We start from the raw sequence: 21,070 nt of genomic DNA on the forward strand, positions 1-21,070 counted from the left end.
CGTCGCCCGGCTGCTGCCGCCGGGATCGCGTGTGCTGCCCAGAGCGAACAGAAGGGCAGCCCGCACTCAATTGCGGGCCGGATCACTCCGGCGGGAATCCGGCTTGGCTCTTGGCCTCTGCGTCGCGGGGTCGGACTGTTCGAGGTCTCGTTCCCTCTTGTCCGTGTAGTTGCCGCTGCTGGTCACGAGGTGCGAATCGTGGTGCGGTGCCTGCGGCGGTCGGGTGTTCGGGGGGTCGTCCGGGCCTGGTCGGCCGGGGTCCGGGCGGCTGGGTTCCGGGCGGCTGGGTTCCGGGCGGCGGCGGGGCGGCCGACGGTGCTTGCCCACCTTCGGGTGGGGCGACTGTCCTACGGGGGTGGCCGTGGCCATCGGGCCACGGCCACCCCCGCTCACCGCGGCGGACGGCACGCGGTCCGCCGCGGTGGACAGCGGTCACCGAGCCAGGGCGACCGCGCGGGGGACGATGCCACCGGCGTCGAAGGCCGGGGGCAGACCGAGGTCACGGTCGATGACCAGCCAGAGTCGGATCAGGTCCCGCTTGCGCTCCGGCTCCGGGTAGTCCTGGTAGTCCGTACGGGCGTGCATGATCGTGTAGTTGTTCAGGAACTGGATGTCGCCAGGAGCGAAGTTCATGTTCAGGACGAACTCCTCTGAGTTGTTGAGTTCGTCGAGCAGGTCCATCGCCTCGATCTGGGCCGGCGTGAGCTCGGGAACCCCTTCGCCCCGGGGCGCCGACTCGATGTACGCCCGGCCGTAGTGCGCGAACAGCTTGCCCTGCTCGTTGCGGCCGAAGATCGGGCACTGGAAGAAGCTCTCCGGGCCGTTGCCGGAGCGACGGTCGTGCCACCAGTCCTCGGCCAGGACCTCGGCCAGGTCCGGGCGGCGCCGCACGATCTCGTCGTGGACGGCGACGGAGCTGACGATCGTGCTGACACCGCCGGACATGGCCGGGCGGATGCAGAGCAGCCCCACGATGTCCGAGGAATCGGCGTGGTAGTCCAGCCGGGCGTTGGTCTGGAACCCGCGCACGAGCGGATCGTTGCGGTCCACCCCCTGATCCCGGATGTGGATCAGCAGGTCGTCCTCAGACTTCTGGTGGATCGGGATGCCGACGTAGAGCCCGATGCCCCAGTACATCAGCTCGGCCTGCCGCTCGGTCAGTCGCTCGACCGGCACACCACGCACCAGGACGAACCCACGGCCGTCGACCAGTTCGTCGACGGCGCCCTCCAGTACGGGAGCGAGCGTGGGCAGCACGAAGTTCTCCTTCGTGATCTCCCGCAACCCGATCCCGGGCCGGTCCACCGCCGCCAGCGCCGTCATGAGCTCGGCGACGTGCCCGTCGGTCAGTTCGATCTTCCAGTCCGGGCTGTTGACGATCTCGGGCCCACGCCATGCCGCTGGGCCGCCCACCACCTTGACCACGTCAGATCCTTTCATCGATGGAAAACTAGGTAAGACGTGTGAAGACGTTCTTCTGCTGGAGGTACTTCTCCATCCCGACGCCGCCGAGCCCGCTCTGCTTGTATCCCTGGGAGCCGATCGCCACGCCGCCGGTGCCGAACCACTGGTTCACGAAGACCTGCCCGGCCGCGAGGGAGTCCGTGACCGTGCCGGCTGTGGCAAGGCTGCTGGTGAACACTCCGGCGGTCAGCCCGTACCGCGAGTCGTTGGCCAGCCGGATGGCCTCCGCGGTGTCGTCGAACGGAGTCACGGTCACGACCGGGCCGAAGATCTCGTCCACCGCCGCCGGACAATTCGGGGCCACGTCCGCGAGCACCGTCGGGGGGATGTACCAGCCGTCGCGGCGTACCGGGTCGTCGTACCGCACGCCCCCGGTGAGGACCGTGGCCTGCTCCCGGCCGATCTCGACGTACTCCCAGATCTTGTCCCACTGGTTCGCGCCGTTGACCGGCCCCAACTGGGTGTCCGGGTCGAGCGGGTCACCAACCACGAAGGACTCGGCGTGGGCGACGAACGCGGCGAGGAACTCGTCGTACACCGGCCGCTGCACCAGGATCCGGGAGCCGGACGCGCAGATCTGACCGCTGTTCGAGAAGCCGCCGATCGCACTCCACATGGCCGCGGAAGGCAGGTCCGCGTCGGCGAAGACCAGGTTCGGGTTCTTGCCGCCGAGCTCCAGCACCGTGCGTTTGATCGACGCCGCCGTCAGGCCGAGGATGTGGGCGCCGGTCTGCACCCCGCCCGTCAGCGACACCAGGTCGACGCCGGGGTGCGTCACGAGGGCCTCACCCACGACCCGTCCCGGGCCCGGCAGCACCTGCACCGCGCCGGGCGGGAACCCGACCTGCGTGATCAGTTGCGCGAGGCGCAGGAACGAGGCCGACGAGAGTTCCGCCGGCTTGAGGATGGCGGCGTTGCCACCCGCCAGGATGGCGGCCATCCGCTGCACCCCGGTCCACAGCGGCCCGTTCCACGGCAGGATCTCGAGCACCACGCCGACCGGCTCCCACCGTGACCGGTGGTGCACCACCGGGTCTCCGGTGTCGACGGCGGCCCCGGCCCGGAACGAGGCCCGGCTGGCGAAGTAGTCGAGCGCCTCCAACGACACCGCGATGTCGTTGGAGCGCACCCCGCTGATGGCCTTCCCACCGTCGACGGCCTCGAGGAAGGCGAGTTCGTCGGCGTGCTTCTCGACCAGTTCGGCCAGCCGCCGCAGCAGGTCGCCGCGGTCCCTGCCGGTCAACCGCGACCACGCGCCGCCGTCCACGGCCGCCCGGGCGGCCGTGACCGCCTGCTCGATCTGACCGGCGTCGGGCACGGAGAACCGTCCCACCACCTGCCGGTTGTGCGGTGCCACGAGCTCACCGACGCCACCGGAGCCGGCCACGAGTCCGTCGCCGAGCAGGATGGGGAACGGGTCCGTGCCGAACAGCGACCAGCGCGGATCGGTGCGGCCGTTCGTGCTGTCAGCCATCTTTTCTTCCGTCCCGGGGCGTCACGGCATGCGCTCGTAGGCGGGCAGGGTGAGGAACTCGGCGAAGTCGTCCGCCAGGCTCACCTCGACGAAGAGCGCGCGGGCGGAGGCATAGCCGGCGGCGTCGAACGTCGGCCCCTGGGCGGCGGAGATCTTGGCGATCTCCTCGTCGATCACCTGCTCGACCAGGGCCCGGGTGACCGTACGCCCGTCGGCCAGCGCGGTGTCGTTGTGCACCCACTGCCACACCTGGGAACGGGCGATCTCGGCAGTGGCGGCGTCCTCCATCAGGTTGAAGATCGCGACCGCGCCGAGCCCGCCGATCCAGGCCGCGAGGTACTGCAGTGCGGCGCTCACGTTGTTCCGCAGGCCGGCCTCGGTGACCTGCCCGCCGGCCGACCGCACGTCCAGCAGCGCGGCGGCGTCGACCTTGACGTCGTCGCGGGTCCGGTCGAGCTGGTTCGGTGTGTCCCGCAGGAAGCCGTCGAAGACCTCCCGGCACAGCGGCACGAGGTCGGGGTGGGCCACCCATGACCCGTCGAACCCGATCGTCGCCTCGCGGGTCTTGTCCTCGCGGACCTTCGCGAGCGCCGTGGCGTTGACCTGTTCGTCCCGGCGGCTGGGGATGAAGGCCGCCATCCCGCCGATGGCGTGGGCACCCCGCGCGTGGCAGGTCCGCACCAGCAGCTCCGAATAGGCCTGCATGAACGGCGCCGCCATCGTGACCGAGTTGCGGTCGGGCAGGACGAACTCCGACCCGCGGTTGCGGTACTTCTTGATGATGCTGAACAGGTAGTCCCAGCGGCCGGCGTTGAGCCCGGAGGAGTGCTCGCGCAGCTCGTAGAGGATCTCTTCCATCTCGAACGCCGCCGGGATGGTCTCGATCAGCACCGTGGCCCGGATCGTGCCCTGCGCGATGCCGCGCTCCTGCTGGGCCCAGACGAAGATGTCGTTCCACAGCCGGGCTTCCAGGTGGCTCTCCAGCTTGGGCAGGTAGAAGTAGGGGCCCTTGCCGGCGTCGATCTGCCGCTGCGCGCAGTGGAAGAAGTAGAGCCCGAAGTCGACCAGCGCGCCGGCGACCGGCTGGCCGTCGACGAGGACGTGCTTCTCCCGCAGGTGCCACCCGCGGGGCCGTACGACGATCGTGGCGAGGTCTTCACCGAGGGCGTAGGACTTGCCGTCGGGCGTGGTGAAGTCGATGGTGCGGTCCAGGGCGTCCCGGAGGTTGAGCTGGCCCGAGACGACGTTCTCCCAGGTCGGGGTGATGGCGTCCTCGAAGTCGGCGAGCCAGACCTTGGCACCGGAGTTCAGCGCGTTGATCGTCATCTTCCGGTCGGTCGGGCCCGTGATCTCGACCCGCCGGTCCACCAGGCCCGGGGCCGGAGGCGCGACCCGCCAGTCGCCGGAGCGCACGTGCGCGGTCTCGGACAGGAAGTCGAAGTTGGCGCCGGCGTCGATCTCGGCCTGCCGCTTGACGCGCAACGCCAAGAGTTCGTCGCGCCGGGCGCCGAACCGGCGGTGCAGTTCGGCGACGAACGCCACCGCCTCCTGGGTCAGGATCTGATCGAACCCCGGCGCGAACTCGCCGGTGATCGTCACGTCAACGTTCTGCTGGTCGCTCACGGGCTGAACCTCACTGTTTTGTTCGCCGGTCACCGGCGTCCCGGGCCCCGCGACGATGCTCGCGCGGGTCGTCCGTCGGGCCGTCGAACACTCAATGGATGAGACGCTATCTCGTATTACGACATGCTCGTTCATCCTCGCTGGGCTGTCAACCCTCCTTGCCTGGAGGAGCCCGGGTCGGGGCCCGACCGCGGCGACCTCGAAGGAAGCCGCCGCGCGGCTCGACACCGGCACACCGGTACACGAAGGCGACGGCGTCGCGGACCGGCTGCGGTACGACATCGGGTCCCCGGCCGCGCATGCGCCGCACGCGTGGCCGGGGACCCACCGAGATGCTGGAGTCGAGTCGGATGTGCGGTGACCGCCTGCGGCTCAGCGGGCGGCGTCGGCGATGGCGTCGACGGCGCGCAGCGCCAACGCGGTGATCGTCAGCATCGGGTTCAGGCCGGCGCCCGTGACGAACAGTCCGGCGCCTGCCACGAACAGGTTCGTCGTGCCGTGCACGAGGCCGCGGTCGTCCGCCACCGAGGTGGCGGGATCCGTTCCCATCCGGGTCGTGCCGTGCGCGTGGCCCGCGAACATCCCGCCGGGTACCGCCGACGGAGCGCTCGCGATCATCGTCGCTCCGGAGGCTTCGAGCAGTCGTACGCTCGCCGCGACGAGGTGTTCGATCTGTGCGATGTCCTCCGGGTGCCGGCGGTACCGCATCCGCACTGCGGGAGTGCCGGCCGAGTCCCTCCGCTCCGGGTCGAGCACGACCCGGTTGTCGGCCTGCGGCAGGTCCTCACCCAGGGAGTACACCGCCTGGTGCCGGGTGTAGGCGTGTGCCGCGAACTCCATCAGGCCCTGACCGTAGGCGGGCACTCCCGCCGGCAGCGGTGCCATGCCGCCGAGCGCGCGGGCGAAGAGGAGCGGTCCGCCCGCGAACGACACCGGCATGCCGCCGTGCAGCACTCCTCCTCGCCGGAAGCCGGCTCCCGCACGCCAGGGGCGGTCCTCGTTCAGGTCGTCGACGGCGACCTGCTGGGCAGGGCCGGAGTCGACGTGCAACTGCTCGTCGTAGACGCCCCAGGCGACGCCGCCGGTATGGAACGTCAGGTGCCGGCCGACCTGGTCGGAGTCGTTGCCGAGCCCCCGTCTGTGGTGCGTGGACGTGCTCTGCAACAGCAGTTTCGCCACGTAGACCGCGTTGTTGGCCAGCACCACGACGGAGGCCGGCTGCTCGCCGGCGGTGCCGTCCGAGCGCAGGTAACGGACCCCACGCGGTCGACCGCTCACCGGATCGCAGACGACCTCGGTGACCAGCGTGTCACCGGCGAGCCGCAGCCGGCCGGTCCGCAGCCCCAGCGGCAGCGCGAAGACGCTCGAGGACGCCTTGGCGTCGCGGTGGCAGGCGTAGTTCGTGCACAGACCGCAGCGGGAACACCCGGACCGCTCGCCGCGAGCTGCCGACAGGATCGCGGCCGGCGGCTGGTACGGGTGCCAGCCCAGGGACCGCGCGGCGTCGTCGAGGAGGGTCGTGCCGGGTACCCGGCGGACCGGCCGCTGCGGGAACGGCCCGCGGCGGGGCGGTTCGAACGGGTAGGTCCCGGCGTCACCGCTGACGCCGATCAACTGCTCGGCCGCTTCGTACCACGGCGTCATCTCGTCGTAGTCGATCGGCCAGTCCTCGACCGAGGAGCCGTCCGGGATCCCCACCGTACTCGCGACCCGGAAGTCGGACGGGTGGAAGCGGTACGCGAAGCCACTCCAGGCGAAGGGGCCGCCGACTCCGCGGTTGCGTTTGAGCCAGGTCGCCGTCGTCGCGGCACCCTCGAAGTCCAGCACCTCCGGGTCGGTCCACAGGTGCTTGCGGTCCACGGAGTTGACGAGTTCGTCGTCGGTGTAGTCGTCGGGTCGGGCCAGCTGCGGGCCGGCCTCCAGCCCGACGATGTCGAGGCCGCGTTCGGCGAGCGCCGCGGCGATTGTGCCGCCCGCGGCGCCCAGGCCGACGACGACGACGTCGACATGTTCATCGATAATCATGACTCTCGCTCTCGGGGTGGACCCGCCCATCCGAAGTAGGCCCAGCCGAGCCCGCCGCGGTTGACGCCCCAGCGTGGGTGGGCGAGGAACCCGTCCCACGCCCATGCGCGCAGCCGCTCGAACAGCTCGCCGGACTCGGTCTCGGCCGTGGCGAGCCACTGCTCCTCCCGCCCGGATGCCGCGGTGAGCGCGGCGCGCAGCGCCGCCGCCCAGGCGCAGTCCTCGGCGGTGAGCCGGCGCTGCACGTACGCGACGGTGTCGGCCACGACCGGACCGCCCGGCTGCGGCGGGTACGGCAGGACGCGGTCCAGCAGGCGGGCCAGCACTGCGGACTCCGCGGCGTCCAGCGGCCCGCCGTCGGGGCGGCCGGCCTCGACGTCAGGTTGGGGCACGTGTGCTCCTCAGTGGGTGGAGGCGGCTTCCTTGGCCGCCTTTGGCCGCATGACCAACTGGAAGACCTCGCTGCGCAGCCGGGCGAACTCCGGCTCGAGCTTGGTCTGGACCTGGTCCCGTGGGCGCGGCAGATCGACCGCGAGGTCGGCGATGATGCGGCCGGGGTTGGCTGCCAGGACGACGACCCGGTCACCGAGATAGACGGCCTCGTCGATGTCGTGGGTCACGAACCCCACGGTGACCTTGTACTCGTCGCGTACCCGCAGGACCAGGTCCTCCAGGTCGGCCCGGGTCTGGGCGTCCACCGCCGCGAACGGCTCGTCCATCAGCATGACCTGCGGCTGGACGATCAGCGCGCGGGCGATGGCGACGCGCTGCTGCATGCCACCGGACATCTGGTACGGGTAGAGGTTATGCGTGTCCGGCAGGCCGACCGCGACGAGGGCGTTGTCGACGCGCTCCCGCACCTCCGCCTTGCTCAACTTGTACGCCGCAGCCGCCATCGCCAGGTTCCGCTGCACGGTCAGCCACGGGAACAGCGAACGGGAGTAGTCCTGGAACACGACGGCCAGGCCCATCGGGGGCTTGGTGACGGCCTGGCCGCCGAGGGTGATCTGCCCGCTGGACGGTGGCAACAGCCCGGCCATCATCATCAGCAGGGTGGACTTGCCGCAGCCGGAGGGTCCGACGATGGAGACGAACTCCTTCTCGAAGATCTCGATCGACGTCGCCTCCAGCGCGAGTCGGTCGCCGTAGGTCTTCGACACCCCATCCGCTGTGAGCATCATGGTCGCTTCTCCTTGTTTCTGTGCGCCCGTCATCAAAGACCGCCCAGTCCGGTTCGCCGTTGCCACCGCACCGCACGCCGCTCCAAGGCGGTGAAGGCCATGTTGAGCAGGATGCCGATCAAGGCGATGAGCAGGAACGCGGACCACATCCTGACGTACTCGAACGTGCTCTGGAAGATCGCGATCTGGTAGCCGAGACCCTCGGTCGTCGCGTACAGCTCGGAGACGATGACCAGGATCAGCCCGATCCCGATGCTGACCCGCAGCCCGGTGAAGATCTGCGGCGACGCCGCGGGCAGGAGCACCCTCCGGTAGAGGGTGGGTCGGCTCAGCTGCATGCTGCGGGCGCTGCGCAGCCAGGCCGCGTCCACCCCTGCCACGCCGTCGGCCGTGTTGATCAGGATCAGCCACACCGTGCCGAAGAAGATCAGGAAGATGTTCATGCTGTCGGCGATGCCGAAGATCTGCACGGCGATCGGCAGCAGCACGACCTTGGGGGTGGCCATCCAGAACCTGATCACCGGGTGGAACATCCGCGCCGTGAGTCGACTGCGGCCGATGATGAAGCCACAGACGATGCCGACGACGACGGCGAGCCCCCAACCGCGGGCCAGCCGCGACATGCTCGGTACCACCGTGCCGTAGAACAGGTCCGACAGGAACAGCCGCTGCCAGTCGGACGACAGCCACATGACCTTGAACTCGGCCATGACCTCGGACAGTGGGGGGAAGTACCTGGTCGGGCTGGTGCGCGCGACCGCTTCCCAGAGCAGCGGCACGATCGCGATCAGCCAGACGTTGGCGATCGAGGCCGACATCCGCCGCAGGGCCCGGCGCACCCGTACCGACGGGGGCACCTGCCGCAGCGCGCGGACCTTGGTCAGTTCGGCCGCCTCCGCGCTGGCGTGGCCGACGGGGCTAGCCAACGGGGGCCCACTTCACGATGCGCCGCTCGGCGGCGGCGATACAGGTGTACATGATTGCTCCAAGTGCGCCGATGCACAGCACGCCGGCGTAGACGAACTCGGCCATGAGCGCGTTCTGGTAGCGCAGCATGACCGTGCCGACACCGGACTTCGCGCCCAACAGTTCGGCCGACAGCACCACGACGAGCGCGGTGCCGGAGGCGATCCGGATGCCCGTGGTGATCGACGGCAGCGCGCTGGGCAGGACGACGTACAGCTGCCTGCGCCACCACGACCACCGCATCGAGCGGGCCGCGTCGAGGCGCATCGGTTCGGTGTTGGCCACGCCGTAGACGGTGTTGATCAGCACCGGCCAGAAGATCGCGTAGATCGCGACCGACACCTTCATCTCGACGCCCAGCCCGAACAGCAGGATCGCGATCGGGATGAGCGCGGTGGCCGGAATCGACCGGAAGGCGTTCACCGCCACCGCGCTCGGCCGGGCCAGACCCGGCGTCGTGCTGGTCAGCAGACCCGCCGCGACGCCCGTCACGGAGGTGATGACCAGCGCGAGCATCCATGCCAGCAGGGTGTTCCCGATGCCGACGACGAACTCTCCGTCGGAGAGAAGGTCGGGAAAGTGGGTCAGGACGGCCCACGGGCTCGGCAGCGACCCGCTGGGAACGACCTCCAGCAGGTGCAGGATCTGCCACCCGAGCAGGACCGTCGCGATCCCCAGCAGGCCGAGGCCGATGCCCGTCAACCTCTTCAACATGTGCTCCTCCTCCGTGCGGGCAGCCGCGGCACCGGTCTAGGCCTGGCGTGCGAAGGCGGGGACGACGTCTTCCCACTTGGTCTCGCCAGGGATCAGCTTCTGGTCGACCAGGACCTTCACGAGCGCCCGGTACGGATCCATGGAGACCTTGCCCTCGTAGTCGGACTCCGGCTCCTGCTTGATGATGTCGACGGGCTTCTTGCAGAACTTGGCCAGGACGGGGAAGCGCTTGTCGTCGTTGGCCGGGTCGTTCGCCGATTCCGAGGCCTTCTGCATGCCGTCGGCGAACCGCTTCGCGGTGTCCGGGTTCTTCTGCACCCACTCGGACTTCGCCAGGTAGAACGCGGTGGGGATCGGGCCGGTCCGCACGAAGAAGGGGTTGCCGAGCGACACGGTCGTGCCGGCCTTCTGGCCCTCGCTGACCTGTGACGCGGTGACCTGCGCGGCCTCGACCCGGTTGCCGACCACGGCCGGCAGCAGCTGGTCGAACGGCAGTTGGGTGAACTTCGCCGTGGACTTCTCGCCGACCTCCTGCTCGATCCAGTAGTTCGTCATCGCGTGGCCGATCGAGTTGAGGCCGTTGATCGCGATGGTCTTGCCCTGCAACTGCCGTACGGAGGTGATGCCGCTCTTGGCGTTCACGATCAGGCCGTTGGCCTGTTCGGTCGACAGTGCGCTGTTGCCGACGATCTGCACGGGCTCGCCCTTGCCGATCGCGGTGAAGGAGGTCAGGGCGTTGACGAACGCGACGTCTGTCTCACCGGCGGTCAGGGCGGCCAGGGCGGCCGCTCCGCTCTGCACCGGCACGAGTTCGACGTCCAAGCCGTCGAACATCTTCTGATCGATGCCCCAGGCGATCTGTTCGTTGCACAGTCCGATGGTGGTGACCCGGAGCTTGCCCGAGTTGGTCCCGTCCGAGCCGGAGCTGTCGGAGTTACACGCTCCGACCGCCAGGGCCATGGTGGCTATCAGTGTCACCGACGCGAATCGCTTCATTTGAGATTCTCCTCGACCAAGTGCGAAGGGGGGTCTGGCACTTCTGTCCTGATGGCGGCCGCCGCTCGATGTGGCGCTGCTCTCAGGGGGTCTGTTGGGTGAGAGGGTGGCACGGCCCCAGGCCGGAGTCAACGTTATGCGTAATGCCATCTTGCAGGGCAAGACGTCGACCTGGTGCCGTCGGGCGTCCGCGCGACGTCCTAAGCGGGCTGAAAATCAGTACATATCGGTGCATTCGGGTCAGGCTGTGGCCGGCATCGGCCGGGGGGCGCGGGTGCCGATGCCGGCCACAGCCCTGCCAGTCCCACTGCGCGGGCTGGCGGGAGAAGGTCACAGGTCGAGAACGAGCCGCTCCGACGTGCACCGACCGACGCAGATCATCATGCTGCGCCCGGCGAGCCGTTCCTCCGCGGTGAGCAGGGAGTCGCGGTGCTCGGGGGTGCCGGCGAGGACCCGGGTCTCGCAGGCCCCGCAGTAGCCCTTCTCGCAGTCGTAGGTCAGGCCGGGCACCGCCTCGCGCACCACCTCGATCAGGCGCTTGTCCCGGGGCACGGGCAGGGTCACCCCGGTACGGGCCAGGTGCACCTCGAAGGCGGTGTCGGCCGCCGTGTCGAAGTGGACCTCCAGATCGTCGCCGGCGGTGAAGCGCTCCACGTGCAGCTGGCCGGCCCGGTCGGCCGCGGCGCAGACGCGTTCCACCGCACCGATCATCGCGCTCGGCCCGCAGCAGTAGATGGCGGTGCCGGCTGCGGTGGCCCCGATGAGGGGGGCCAGGTCGGGCAGGCCCGCCTCGTCCTGCGGAAGCAGGGTGGCCCGGTCGCCGGCCAGGGCGAGCAGGTCGTCGGCGAAGGCCATCGAGGCGCGGCTGCGCCCGCCGTACACCACCCGGTAGGGCAGCTGTCGACGGGTGGCCTCGCGGACCATGGCCAGGACCGGGGTGATCCCGATGCCGCCGGCGAGGAAGAGGTATTCGTCGGCGTCGACGAGCGGGAAGTGGTTGCGCGGCCCGCGCACGGTCAGGGCGGCCCCGGCGCGGGCCAGCGCGTGCAGTTCGACCGAGCCGCCCCGGCCGGCGGGCTCGCGCAGCACGCCGATGCGGTAGTGGTCGGTCTCGCCCGGGTCGCCGCACAGCGAGTACTGCCGGATCCGCCCGGAGGGCAGCCGTACCTCCAGGTGCGCGCCGGGCGCCCAGGCTGGCAGCGGGTCGCCGGTCGCGGCGGCCAGGCGTACCTCGATGACGTCGGTGGCGGCCGGGGTGACGGCCGTGACGACCAGGTCCAGGTCCCTGGCCGGGCCGGCCGGAGCGGCGCCGCCCGTCGTCCCGGCGGCGCGGGGGCCGGGGGTGAACACGGCGGGGATGGCGTCCCAGCCGCTCTGGTTGCCCCGGGTGGGATAGCCGACCAGGCCCGCTTCGATGATGCGGTAGTCGGGCAGCCGGGTGAGCACCTGGGTGATCATCTCCTGGAACATCAGCCGGGCCAGGTGAGCCCCGGCGCAGCGGTGGCTGCCGATGCCGAAGCTGAGATGCCGGGCCGCGTCGCGGTCGAGCCGGACCTGCTCCGGGTCGGGGAAGACGGCCGGGTCGTGGTTGGCGGCGACCCAGGGGATGAGGACCCGCTCCCCGGCGGCCACCGGACAGCCGCCGACGTCGGCGTCGGCCCGGGCGGTACGCGCCATCGACTGCGACGGGGCGAAGACCCGCAGGAACTCCTCGGTGGCGGTCCGCAGCAGGTCGGGGGAGGCGATCAGGCGTTGCCGCTGCTCGGGGTGGCGGCTCAGGTGCACCAGCGTGGATCCGGTCAGCGAGGTGGTGGTGTCCACCCCGCCGGCGATGAGCAGCCCGATCACCGAGACGAGTTCGTCGACGTCGAACAACTCGCCGTCGGCGCGGCGCTGGTTGGCCAGGTAGCTCACCGCGTCGGTGGTCGGCTCCGCCCGGCGCTCCTGGACGAGGTCGCGGATCCGGGAATCCATGTACGCCAGTCCCTCGGCGCCGCGGCGGGCGCGTTCGCTGCCGGGCAGAGCGGCGAAGATGTCGTGGATCGGGCCGGCGAGGCGGGCCCAGTCGGCCTCGGGGAAGCCGAGCCAGTCCAGGGTGACCGCGGCGGGCAGCGGATTCGTCAGGTCGCGGACGAAATCCACGGAACCCTGGGCGATGAAGTCGTCGATGATCCGGGTGGTGTGCCGGGCGACCATCGGCGCGAGCTTCGCGACCGCCTCCTGGGTGAGCAGCGGGTTGATCAGGTTCCGGTAGTCGGTGGCGGCCGGCGGGTCCAGTTCGATCGGGTACTGCTCCAGCCCCGGGCCGCGGGGGATGACGATGGCGGTGCCTGCGCCGCCGGCGGTGGACCGGGCGGAGGAGAAGGTGTCGTCGTCACGGGCCACCCGCACCACGTCGGCGTACCGGGTGGTGTAGACGAAGCCACCGTGGGCGTCGGTGCGTCCGACCGGGCAGCTCTGCCGGTACGCCCGGTAGTAGCCGACAGGGTCGGCGTTGCACCCGGCGGAATGGTGGTCGAAGCGGTCGGCTGCCGGGACGGGCGGCGCGACGAGTGGGGTGTCAGTCATGGTGGGGACTCCACAGCTGCGGTGTCGCGCGGTGTTTCCCAGCCGCGCCACTGGGTGTGTCAGATGCCGAGCGTAATGTGTCTCACATTGCGCAACAATGTTTCATCATCAGACTTTCGTCTGGTAGATGGCCTGGTCAGAAGGTCAGGACGGCCTTGCCGACCGCGCCGGCGCGTACCGCCGCCACCGCCTCGTTGATCTGCTCGAACGGGATGTGGGTGAGCAACCGGTCCACCGGGAACCGGCCGGCGGCGTGCAGGTCGAGCAGGCGGGGCAGGAACACCTGGGGCAGGCTGCTGCCACCGATGATGCCGGTGACGCTGCGCCCGTTGAGGATGCTGCGCCACTCGAAGCTCATCCGCTCGCTCGGGCCGACGCCGACCACGCCGGCGCGACCCAGCGGGCCGAGCGACTCGACGGCGGTGCGCAACACGTCCTCCCGGCCCGTGGTGTCGATGGCGAAGTCGAAGCCGTACGGGGCGATGGCTCGCAGCAGCTCGCGCGGGTTCTCGGTGGCCGAGTGCACGCCGTGGGTGGCGCCGAGCAGTCGGGCGGTGTCCAGTTTGTCGGCGTTGACGTCGACGGCGGTGATGGTCGAGCAGCCGCTGACCCGTGCGGCCATGATCGCCGCGACGCCGACCGCGCCGGCGCCGAAGACCACCAACGAGGAGCCGACCGGCGGGCGGAGCACGTTGAGCACCGCACCTGCGCCGGTGCCGAACCCGCAGCCGAACGGCCCGACCACCCGTAGGTCGGTCTGCTTGTCGATGGGCACCACCGCGCGGGCCGGGGCGACCACGTGGCTCGCGAACGACGACTGACCGAGGAAGTGCCCGTTGACCGGCTCGCCGGCGAGGGACAGGGCCGAGGTGCCGTCGGGTCGCCGGCCGCTGAAGTTGACCGCGTCGAAGTGGTGGCAGTACGCCGGGCTGCCGCTCAGGCAGAGCGGGCAGGTGCCGCAGGAGGCGAAGCTCATCGTCACGTGGTCGCCGATCGAGATGCCGGTGACCTGGTCGCCGACCTGCTCGACCACCCCGCTGCCCTCGTGACCGAGCACCGCCGGAGTGGGGAAGAACGTGGCGAACTCCAGGTCCGTCCCGCAGATGCCGACGCTGTCCACCCGGACCAGCACCTCGGTCGGTCCCGGGCCGGCGAGGTCGACGTCCCGGAGGGTGAACGGGCCACCCGCCTCTTCCAGTACCGCAGCAGTAATTCGCACGAGGACTCCCTATGTATCGCAAAACGAGACAGCATATTGACATGCGGAACACGGAGGGTCAAGGATGCCCCCATGGCTGACCTGGACATTTCCGCTGCCCACCAGTTGATCGACGGGGTCTGGGCACCCGCTGCCGACGGCGGTGAGGTGCCCGTGCTCGATCCGGCGACCCGCGAGCGCATCCAGGCGGTGCCGCGCAGCGGGGCCGTCGACGTCGACCGTGCCGTCGCCGCTGCCAGCAAAGCCGCTCCGGCCTGGGCGGCGACCAGCCCCAGCGAGCGCGGAGCGATCCTCCGCCGCTGGGCCGACCTGATCGCCGCCAACGTCGAGACCCTCGCCGCGTACGAGGCCCGGGACGTGGGCAAGCCCCGGTCCGCCGGGCGCCTCAACGTCTACATCGCGCACGGCATCATCGACTACTTCGCCGGGGCGGCCGACAAGCTGACGGGGGTCACCCTGCCCAGCCGTACGCCGGACTTCTTCGGCTACACCCGGCTCGAGCCGCACGGGGTCTGTGCCGTGGTGCTGCCCTGGAACGTGCCGGCCGTGCTGACGGCCGCGAACGTGGCGCCGGCCCTCGCCGCCGGCAACACGGTGGTGCTCAAGCCCTCCGAGGTGGCCCCGCTCGCCCCGTTCGCGTTGGCCGAACTGGCGCAGTGGGCCGGCCTGCCGCCGGGGGTGCTCAACGTGATCACCGGCCTCGGACCCGAGGCGGGCGCCGCGCTGACCGGTCATCCGGGCGTCCGGCACATCAGCTTCGTCGGTTCCACCGTCACCGGGCGGGCGGTCATGCGGGCCGCCGCCGAGAACCTGGTGCCGGTGAAGCTGGAACTCGGCGGAAAGTCGCCGAACGTCGTCTTCGCCGACGCCGACCTGGACGCGGCCATCCCGGCGATCGTCGCCTCGATCACCGAGAACGCCGGGCAGAACTGCTACGCCGGCTCCCGGCTGCTGGTCGAGGAGTCGATCCGGGCCGAGGTGGTGGAGCGCGTCGCCGCCGGCATGGCCGCGGTGCGGACCGGCCCCTGGGATCAGGACCTGGACATGGGGCCGCTGGTCAGCCAGGCCCAGTACGAGCGGGTGCGCGGCTTCCTGGCCGAGGCGCCAGCTGCCGGGGCCCGCCTGGTCACCGGCGGGGAGAAGGCGACCGAGGCGCTCGGCGACGGCTGGTTCGTCGCGCCGACCGTCTTCGACCAGGTCGACTCGGGCATGCGGCTGGTGCGGGAGGAGGTCTTCGGACCGGTCCTGGCCGTGCAGGGCTTCCGGGAGACCGCCGAGGCGGTGGCGCTGATGAACGAGACCGACTTCGGGCTGCTGTCCTGCATCTGGACCAGCGACGTGTCCCGCGCGCTGCGGGTGGCCGGGCAGGCCCGCAGCGGACAGGTGGCGGTGAACCAGTTCCACGACGTCGGGGTGATCGGCTTTCCCTTCAACATGCAGAAGGAGAGCGGCTTCAGCCGCGGCGGCGGATACGCGGCCCTGCGCGAGTACACCCAGGAGAAGGCGGTCGCGGTCCGCCTGCTCGATCGACCCTCGGCGTGACCGGCCGGGAGCGGTTCGCGTAACGCCTGGTGAGGCGTTGACAGAGCGCCGAGCCGCAGGCAAAGTACCTCGCTAATGCGAGACCGATCACAATCCAAGACGGCATATTGGACTGTAACCCAGGCGGGCGGGCCGGGCGGGTGACGGTGCGGACGGGCCCTGACGTCCTGCGCCTGCGCTGTCCGCCCGACCCCGGGTCCGGACCGGCGGAGGTCGTCGAGGTGCCCGCCGCCGCGCTCCACCACCTCGACCTGCTCCAGCGCCGCTCCGCCGTGCCCGCCGGTGTCGGCGCACCACCACCACCAAGGCGAAGGGACCCACCATGCTCACACGTATCGGACGAGGCCGGGCGGCGCTGGCCGCCACCGCCGCCGTCAGCCTTGCCCTGGTCGGTTGCGCCAGCAACGACGCGACCGCCCCGGGCGCCTCGGCGGGCCAGAGCACCACCACCGTGCTCGCCGGCCAGCCCGACGTCAACGGTGACGGCAAGGTCGTCATCGGCGTGCTCAGCCCCGGCGACATCAACGACAAGGGCTACTACGAGAGCTTCGTCGTCGGCGCGGAGACCTTCGCCAAGCAGAAGGGCTGGGAGATCATCAAGCGCGGCAAGGTGCCGCTCAGCGAGGCGCTCAACGCCGCCCGGGCCCTGTGCCAGCAGGGCGTGGACATGGTGGCGCTCGGGGCCTCCGAGCTCAAGGACGCCATCCCCGCCTCCGAGGAGCCGGTCTGCGCGAAGACCGCCTGGTACGTGCCGTCGTCGGAGAACATCGCGCAGACCCCCCGGGTGATGCTCTCCAACGACGATCCGAGTCACGCCGCGTTCGCCGGAGGCTACGCCGCCGGTCTGCTGATGAAGGAGCAGAACGCCACCAAGGCCGGGTTCGTCACCGGGCTCGAGGTCGACTTCGCCATCAACGCGGCCAAGGGGTTCAAGGCCGGCATCCGGATGGCCGTGCCCCAGGCCGACGTGGTCACCACCTACACCGGTGACTTCGACGACTCGGCCAAGGCCCGGGAGGCCGTGCAGGCGCAGATGAGCCAGGGCGCGAAGGTGATCTTCCCGTACCTGGGCGGGGCCACCGACGCCGCCACGAAGTTGGCCAACAGCCGGAACATGGTCACCCTCACCCCGGGCACGGACCGGTGCGCCTCGACCGACCCGCGCTTCGACATCTCGGTCATCTACGACCCGGGCGTGTACTTCACCAGCGCGCTGAACCTCTTCGCCGACGGTCAGCTCACCCTCGGCACCACGAAGAAGTGGCGGCTCGGCGTCGACCCGTACCCGGCGATCAAGTTCTGCGCCGACAAGGCGGAGCTGGCCAAGCAGATGGAGACGTTCGTCGCCGACATCGCCAGCGGAAAGATCAACATCGCGGCGGAAATCGACCGGCTCGGCTCCTGACCCGGCCACGACCTACGAGGTGCTACGGACTGTGGACGTTGACGACCAGGTGACGCCGGCACTCACCCTGCGCGGGGTCAGCAAGCGCTTCGGTCCGGTCGTCGCCTGCGACGCCGTGGATCTCGCCGTACGGCCCGGCGAGATCCACGGCCTGCTCGGCGAGAACGGGGCCGGGAAGTCGACCCTGATGAAGATCCTCCTCGGGCTGGTGCAGCGCGACGCCGGCACCATCCTGCGCGGCAGCGAACCGGTGGAGATCTCCACCCCGCAGGTCGCCGCCGATCTCGGTCTGGGCATGGTGCACCAGCACTTCAGCCTGATCGAGCCCCTCACCGTCTGGGAGAACGTCATCCTGGGCGATGCCGGGCGGGTCCACCGGGCCGCCGCCTGCGCGCAGGTGGCGGAGGTGGCCCGCCGGTACGGGCTGCCGATCGACCCGCACGCCCGGGTCTACCAACTCTCCGCCGGGGAACGGCAACGCGTCGAGCTGATCAAGTGCCTGCGCCGCGACCCGTCCGTGCTGATCCTGGACGAGCCGACCTCGGTGCTCACCCAGGCCGAGTCGGCCGAGCTGTTCACCGTGCTGCGCCGGGTGGTGCAGGCGGAGAACCGCGCGGTGATCCTGATCAGCCACAAGCTCGCGGAGATCATCTCGGCGACCGACCGGGTGACCGTGCTGCGCCGCGGCACCGTGGTGTTCCACGCGGCGACGGCGGAGACCACCCCGCAGCTGCTGGCCCGGCAGATGGTCGGCCGGGAGGTGTCGCTGCAGAGCGAGAGCGCCGCCCTGGGACTGCTGCCGGTGGCGACCCCCGCAGCCAGCCCCGCCCCCGCGGCCAGCCCCGCCCCCGCGGCCAGCCCCGCCCCCACGGACGCGACCGCGCCGGCGGAGACGACCGCGTCGGTGGCCGGACCGGCGGCGTTGCGGCTGCACGAGATCAGGGTGCTGGTCGGCGGCCTGCCGTTGCTTGACCGGCTCAGCCTCGACGTCGCCCCGGGCGAGATCGTCGGCCTGTACGGGGTGGAGGGCAACGGCCAGGCCACCCTGGGTGACCTGCTCTCCGGGCTGGTGGTTCCGGACTCCGGCACCGTGGAGGTCGGCGGCCGGCCGGTCGATCTGGCCCGCGCCGGCGCGCTGCAGGACGCCGGCCTGGGCATCGTGCCCGAGGACCGGCACCGCTCCGGGGTGGTGCTGGACATGAGCATCGCGGAGAACCTGGTGATGAAGTCCCTCGCCGGGGTCTGCACCCGGGGGGTGCTCAGCCGCCGGCGGATGAACAGGATCGCCCGCCGGCAGATGGCCGAGTTCAACGTCGTCGCGCCGTCGCCGGACACCCCGGTGCGCAGCCTCTCCGGCGGCAACCAGCAGCGGGTGGTCCTGGCCCGCGAGCTGTCGGCCGGCCCCAGGGTGCTGGTCGCCGCGCAGCCCACGCGCGGCCTGGACGTCGGCGCCATCGAAGACATGTACCTGCGGTTGCGGCGCGCTGCCGCGGAAGGGGTGGCGGTGTTGCTGATCTCCACCGAGCTGGAGGAGGTGATGGCCCTCGCCGACCGGATCGCGGTGATCTCCTCCGGCCGGATCGTCGGGGTGCTTGCCACCGCTGAGGCCACCGCCGAACGTCTCGGCATGCTGGTGGGCGGGGTGAGCCACTGATGGCCGTCACCGACGCCACCGGCCGGCGGCTGCTGCACCGGCTCAGTCCCGGGGTGGGCGGCTGGCAGGTCGGCGCGGCCACGGTGGTCACCGTGGCCATCTCCGTCGGCCTGTGCGCGCTGCTCATCGCGGCCACCGGTGGATCCCCGACCGCTGCCGGCAAGGCGCTCTACCAGGGCGGCATGGCCACCCAGTCGGCGTGGACGAACTCCCTGCTGTACGTCGCACCGCTGCTGCTGGTAGCGGTCGGGGCCTGTGTCAGCGCCCGCTCCGGATTCTTCAACATCGGCCAGGAGGGGCAGGTCCTCATCGGGGCGCTCGCCGGCGCCTGGGTCGGGCTGCGGTTGGCGCTTCCCGGGCCGCTGCTGCTCGTCCTGGTGCTGCTGGCGGCGCTGCTCGCCGCCGGCGCCTGGGCCGGGCTCAGCGCCCTGATGTACCGGTTCCGGGGAGTCAACGTCGTGGTCAGCACCCTGCTGATGACCTTCCTGGCCCAGCAGCTGGTGGCGTTCGTGGTCAACACCCCGTGGCTGTTGCAGGAGTCCCGGATGGGCAACGGGGTGATCTCGCCGCAGTCGAACCCGCTGCCCGCGAACGCCTGGCTCGGCTCGTTCGGCGAGTTCCCGAACCTTCAGGTCAACGCCGGGCTGATCCTGGCTGTCCTGGTCACCGTCGCGCTCGCGGTGGCGATGGTCCGCACCCGGTGGGGTTTCCGGCTGAAGATGCTCGGCCTCAACCCGGTGACCGCCCGGCACGCCGGTGTGCGGGTCGGCAGGCTCGGCGGCCTGGCCCTGGCCACCTCGGGCGCGCTGGCCGGCCTGGCCGGGGCGCTGCTGCTGACCAGCCCGGTCGGTACGCACCGGCTGCAACCCGGCATGTCGCTCAACATCGGCTGGGACGGCCTGCTGGTCGCCCTGGTCGCCCGGAACAACCCGCTGCTGTCCATCCCGGTCGCGCTGCTGTTCGGCGTCCTGCGGGCCGGCGGCGGCTTCCTCGCCTCGACCGGCGTGCCGTCCTTCCTGGTCGACGTGGTCAAGGCGCTGCTGGTGCTGGCCTTCGTGGCGCCGCCGGTGCTTGTCGCGGCGCTGCGTCGGCGCCGGGCGGGCACGGCGACGGGGACCAGCGCCACCACCCCGGTCGAGCCTCCCCGCGCAGCGTCCCCGACCGCCGGGGACGACGCCGCGGCCGGGCCGGACCGCGCGCAGGTCGCCGGCGTGGCCAGCGACCCCGGTCACGCGAGCAGCCAAGACGTCATGGAGGGCAGGCCGTCATGAGCGCCGCCGACAACATCGCCACCATCCTTTCCAGCGGGGCCCGGCTCACCGTTCCGTTGGCGTTCGCCGCCTGCGGCGAGTACGTCGCCCAGCGCGCCGGCACCCTGAACATCTCCGTCGAGGCGATGATGCTCGGGGCCGCGTTCGGGTCGGTCGCGGTGGCCAGCGCCACCGGCAGCGCCAGCGTCGGGCTGCTGGCCGGCGCTCTGGTCGGGATGGCGGTGGCGTTCGTGCACGCCAACCTCTCCCACCGGGCGCAGATGAACACGTTCGTGGTGGGCCTGGTGCTCAACGCCCTGGTGCTCGGCCTCACCAGCTACCTGATCACGATCAGCAGCTTCACCGGGCACCAGGTGTGGCAGGTCGACCTGCCGGTGCTGCGGGACGTCCCGGTTGTCGGGCCGCTGCTGTTCGTGCAGCGCTGGCCGGTGTACCTGCTGCTGGTGATGATCCCGCTGACGTGGTGGTTGCTGGAACGCAGCCGCTGGGGGCTGGAGTTGCGGGCGGTCGGGGAGAACCCGCAGTCGGCCGACGTGAGCGGGATCCGGGTCAACCACCGTCGCCGGCAGGCGCTGCTGTTCTGCGGGCTGCTCGCCGGGCTCGGCGGGGCGTACCTGGCCGTGGGGGAGGTGGGCTCGTTCAACCAGAACATGACCGCCGGCCGGGGCTATCTGGTGATCGCCGCCGTGATCTTCGGGGCGTGGCGGCTGCGCCGTACCCTGATCGGCTGCGCGGTGTTCGGCCTGGCCGACGCGATGCGGTTGGCGCTGCCGGCGCTGGGGATCACCGTCAACTCGCAGCTGTTGATCGCCGCGCCGTACCTGCTGGCCCTGCTGGCGATGCTCTTCTTCGCCACGAAGGACCAGGAGCCGAGGGCCCTGGCCAAGCCGTTCCACCGCGGCACGGTCTGACCGTTCCGCCGACGCCGGGTCCGGCGGCGCCGCCGTACCGCAGCACATTCCGGTACG

16 protein-coding genes are annotated in these 21,070 nt (G+C 70.9%); 5 read left to right on the forward strand and 11 right to left on the reverse strand.

What is annotated here, in order from left to right; translation table 11 throughout:
• Positions 1-432: 432 nt before the first annotated feature.
• The 11 genes from ACGFIG_RS24220 to ACGFIG_RS24270 all read right to left on the reverse strand — a co-directional run bounded on the left by ACGFIG_RS24220 (position 433) and on the right by ACGFIG_RS24270 (position 14,230).
• Complete coding sequence (locus ACGFIG_RS24220) at positions 433-1,440, reverse strand: TauD/TfdA family dioxygenase (protein WP_393006463.1); 1,008 nt, start codon at positions 1,438-1,440, stop codon at positions 433-435.
• A gap of 10 nt (positions 1,441-1,450) precedes the next feature.
• Positions 1,451-2,938, reverse strand: coding sequence for an aldehyde dehydrogenase family protein (locus ACGFIG_RS24225; protein WP_393006465.1), 1,488 nt, complete (start codon positions 2,936-2,938; stop codon positions 1,451-1,453).
• Positions 2,939-2,959: 21 nt separating this feature from the next.
• Positions 2,960-4,561 carry a malate synthase A gene (aceB, locus tag ACGFIG_RS24230; protein ID WP_393006467.1) on the reverse strand — a complete coding sequence of 534 codons (1,602 nt, stop codon included), beginning with the start codon at positions 4,559-4,561 and terminating at the stop codon, positions 2,960-2,962.
• Positions 4,562-4,933: 372 nt separating this feature from the next.
• Positions 4,934-6,586, reverse strand: a complete 1,653-nt coding sequence (locus tag ACGFIG_RS24235; protein ID WP_393006469.1) for a GMC oxidoreductase — start codon at positions 6,584-6,586, stop codon at positions 4,934-4,936.
• Positions 6,583-6,978 carry a hypothetical protein gene (locus tag ACGFIG_RS24240; protein ID WP_393006471.1) on the reverse strand — a complete coding sequence of 132 codons (396 nt, stop codon included), beginning with the start codon at positions 6,976-6,978 and terminating at the stop codon, positions 6,583-6,585. Before ACGFIG_RS24240 ends, ACGFIG_RS24235 begins: the two co-directional genes overlap by 4 nt.
• Before the next feature lie 9 nt (positions 6,979-6,987).
• On the reverse strand, positions 6,988-7,764 hold the full coding sequence (locus ACGFIG_RS24245; protein WP_393006473.1) for an ABC transporter ATP-binding protein: 777 nt from the start codon (positions 7,762-7,764) through the stop codon (positions 6,988-6,990).
• Positions 7,765-7,799: 35 nt separating this feature from the next.
• The gene (locus ACGFIG_RS24250) at positions 7,800-8,693 is read right to left on the reverse strand and encodes an ABC transporter permease (protein WP_393006475.1); all 894 of its coding nucleotides are present in this window, start codon (positions 8,691-8,693) and stop codon (positions 7,800-7,802) included.
• The gene (locus tag ACGFIG_RS24255; RefSeq protein ID WP_393006477.1) at positions 8,686-9,447 is read right to left on the reverse strand and encodes an ABC transporter permease; all 762 of its coding nucleotides are present in this window, start codon (positions 9,445-9,447) and stop codon (positions 8,686-8,688) included. The genes ACGFIG_RS24250 and ACGFIG_RS24255 overlap by 8 nt, the downstream gene beginning before the upstream one ends.
• A gap of 36 nt (positions 9,448-9,483) precedes the next feature.
• Complete coding sequence (locus ACGFIG_RS24260) at positions 9,484-10,443, reverse strand: ABC transporter substrate-binding protein (protein WP_393006479.1); 960 nt, start codon at positions 10,441-10,443, stop codon at positions 9,484-9,486.
• Between the two features lie 330 nt (positions 10,444-10,773).
• A complete protein-coding gene (locus tag ACGFIG_RS24265; RefSeq protein ID WP_393006481.1) occupies positions 10,774-13,011 on the reverse strand; it encodes a cytochrome P450 in 2,238 nt (745 codons plus the stop codon).
• Positions 13,012-13,147: 136 nt separating this feature from the next.
• The gene (locus ACGFIG_RS24270; RefSeq protein WP_393006483.1) at positions 13,148-14,230 is read right to left on the reverse strand and encodes an NAD(P)-dependent alcohol dehydrogenase; all 1,083 of its coding nucleotides are present in this window, start codon (positions 14,228-14,230) and stop codon (positions 13,148-13,150) included.
• Between the two features lie 72 nt (positions 14,231-14,302).
• On the opposite strand from ACGFIG_RS24270, the gene ACGFIG_RS24275 reads away from it, so the two are divergent.
• The 5 genes from ACGFIG_RS24275 to ACGFIG_RS24295 all read left to right on the forward strand — a co-directional run bounded on the left by ACGFIG_RS24275 (position 14,303) and on the right by ACGFIG_RS24295 (position 21,013).
• Positions 14,303-15,772: an aldehyde dehydrogenase family protein gene (locus ACGFIG_RS24275; RefSeq protein ID WP_393006485.1), complete on the forward strand. Its 1,470-nt coding sequence runs from the start codon at positions 14,303-14,305 to the stop codon at positions 15,770-15,772.
• Positions 15,773-16,094: 322 nt separating this feature from the next.
• The gene (locus ACGFIG_RS24280) at positions 16,095-17,177 is read left to right on the forward strand and encodes a BMP family protein (protein WP_393006487.1); all 1,083 of its coding nucleotides are present in this window, start codon (positions 16,095-16,097) and stop codon (positions 17,175-17,177) included.
• Between the two features lie 31 nt (positions 17,178-17,208).
• Entirely contained in the window at positions 17,209-18,831 is a 1,623-nt protein-coding gene (locus tag ACGFIG_RS24285; protein ID WP_393006489.1) for an ABC transporter ATP-binding protein, read from the forward strand.
• Positions 18,831-20,102, forward strand: coding sequence for an ABC transporter permease (locus ACGFIG_RS24290; protein ID WP_393006490.1), 1,272 nt, complete (start codon positions 18,831-18,833; stop codon positions 20,100-20,102). The genes ACGFIG_RS24285 and ACGFIG_RS24290 overlap by 1 nt, the downstream gene beginning before the upstream one ends.
• Positions 20,099-21,013 (forward strand): ABC transporter permease, encoded by a 915-nt coding sequence (locus ACGFIG_RS24295; RefSeq protein WP_393006492.1) that lies wholly within the window; start codon positions 20,099-20,101, stop codon positions 21,011-21,013. The genes ACGFIG_RS24290 and ACGFIG_RS24295 overlap by 4 nt, the downstream gene beginning before the upstream one ends.
• The last annotated feature ends 57 nt before the right edge of the window (positions 21,014-21,070 follow it).

The organism is Micromonospora sp. NPDC049048 (assembly GCF_043197615.1).
Lineage (GTDB): Bacteria > Actinomycetota > Actinomycetes > Mycobacteriales > Micromonosporaceae > Micromonospora.

Coding starts and splice junctions, on each gene's coding strand:
- ACGFIG_RS24245 (WP_393006473.1), bottom strand. CDS start 7,764: ATGCTCACAGCGGATGGGGTGTCGAAGACCTACGGCGACCGACTCGCG.
- ACGFIG_RS24225 (WP_393006465.1), bottom strand. CDS start 2,938: ATGGCTGACAGCACGAACGGCCGCACCGATCCGCGCTGGTCGCTGTTC.
- ACGFIG_RS24260 (WP_393006479.1), bottom strand. CDS start 10,443: ATGAAGCGATTCGCGTCGGTGACACTGATAGCCACCATGGCCCTGGCG.
- ACGFIG_RS24275 (WP_393006485.1), top strand. CDS start 14,303: ATGGCTGACCTGGACATTTCCGCTGCCCACCAGTTGATCGACGGGGTC.
- ACGFIG_RS24290 (WP_393006490.1), top strand. CDS start 18,831: ATGGCCGTCACCGACGCCACCGGCCGGCGGCTGCTGCACCGGCTCAGT.
- ACGFIG_RS24235 (WP_393006469.1), bottom strand. CDS start 6,586: ATGATTATCGATGAACATGTCGACGTCGTCGTCGTCGGCCTGGGCGCC.
- ACGFIG_RS24295 (WP_393006492.1), top strand. CDS start 20,099: ATGAGCGCCGCCGACAACATCGCCACCATCCTTTCCAGCGGGGCCCGG.
- ACGFIG_RS24220 (WP_393006463.1), bottom strand. CDS start 1,440: ATGAAAGGATCTGACGTGGTCAAGGTGGTGGGCGGCCCAGCGGCATGG.
- ACGFIG_RS24265 (WP_393006481.1), bottom strand. CDS start 13,011: ATGACTGACACCCCACTCGTCGCGCCGCCCGTCCCGGCAGCCGACCGC.
- ACGFIG_RS24280 (WP_393006487.1), top strand. CDS start 16,095: ATGCTCACACGTATCGGACGAGGCCGGGCGGCGCTGGCCGCCACCGCC.
- ACGFIG_RS24255 (WP_393006477.1), bottom strand. CDS start 9,447: ATGTTGAAGAGGTTGACGGGCATCGGCCTCGGCCTGCTGGGGATCGCG.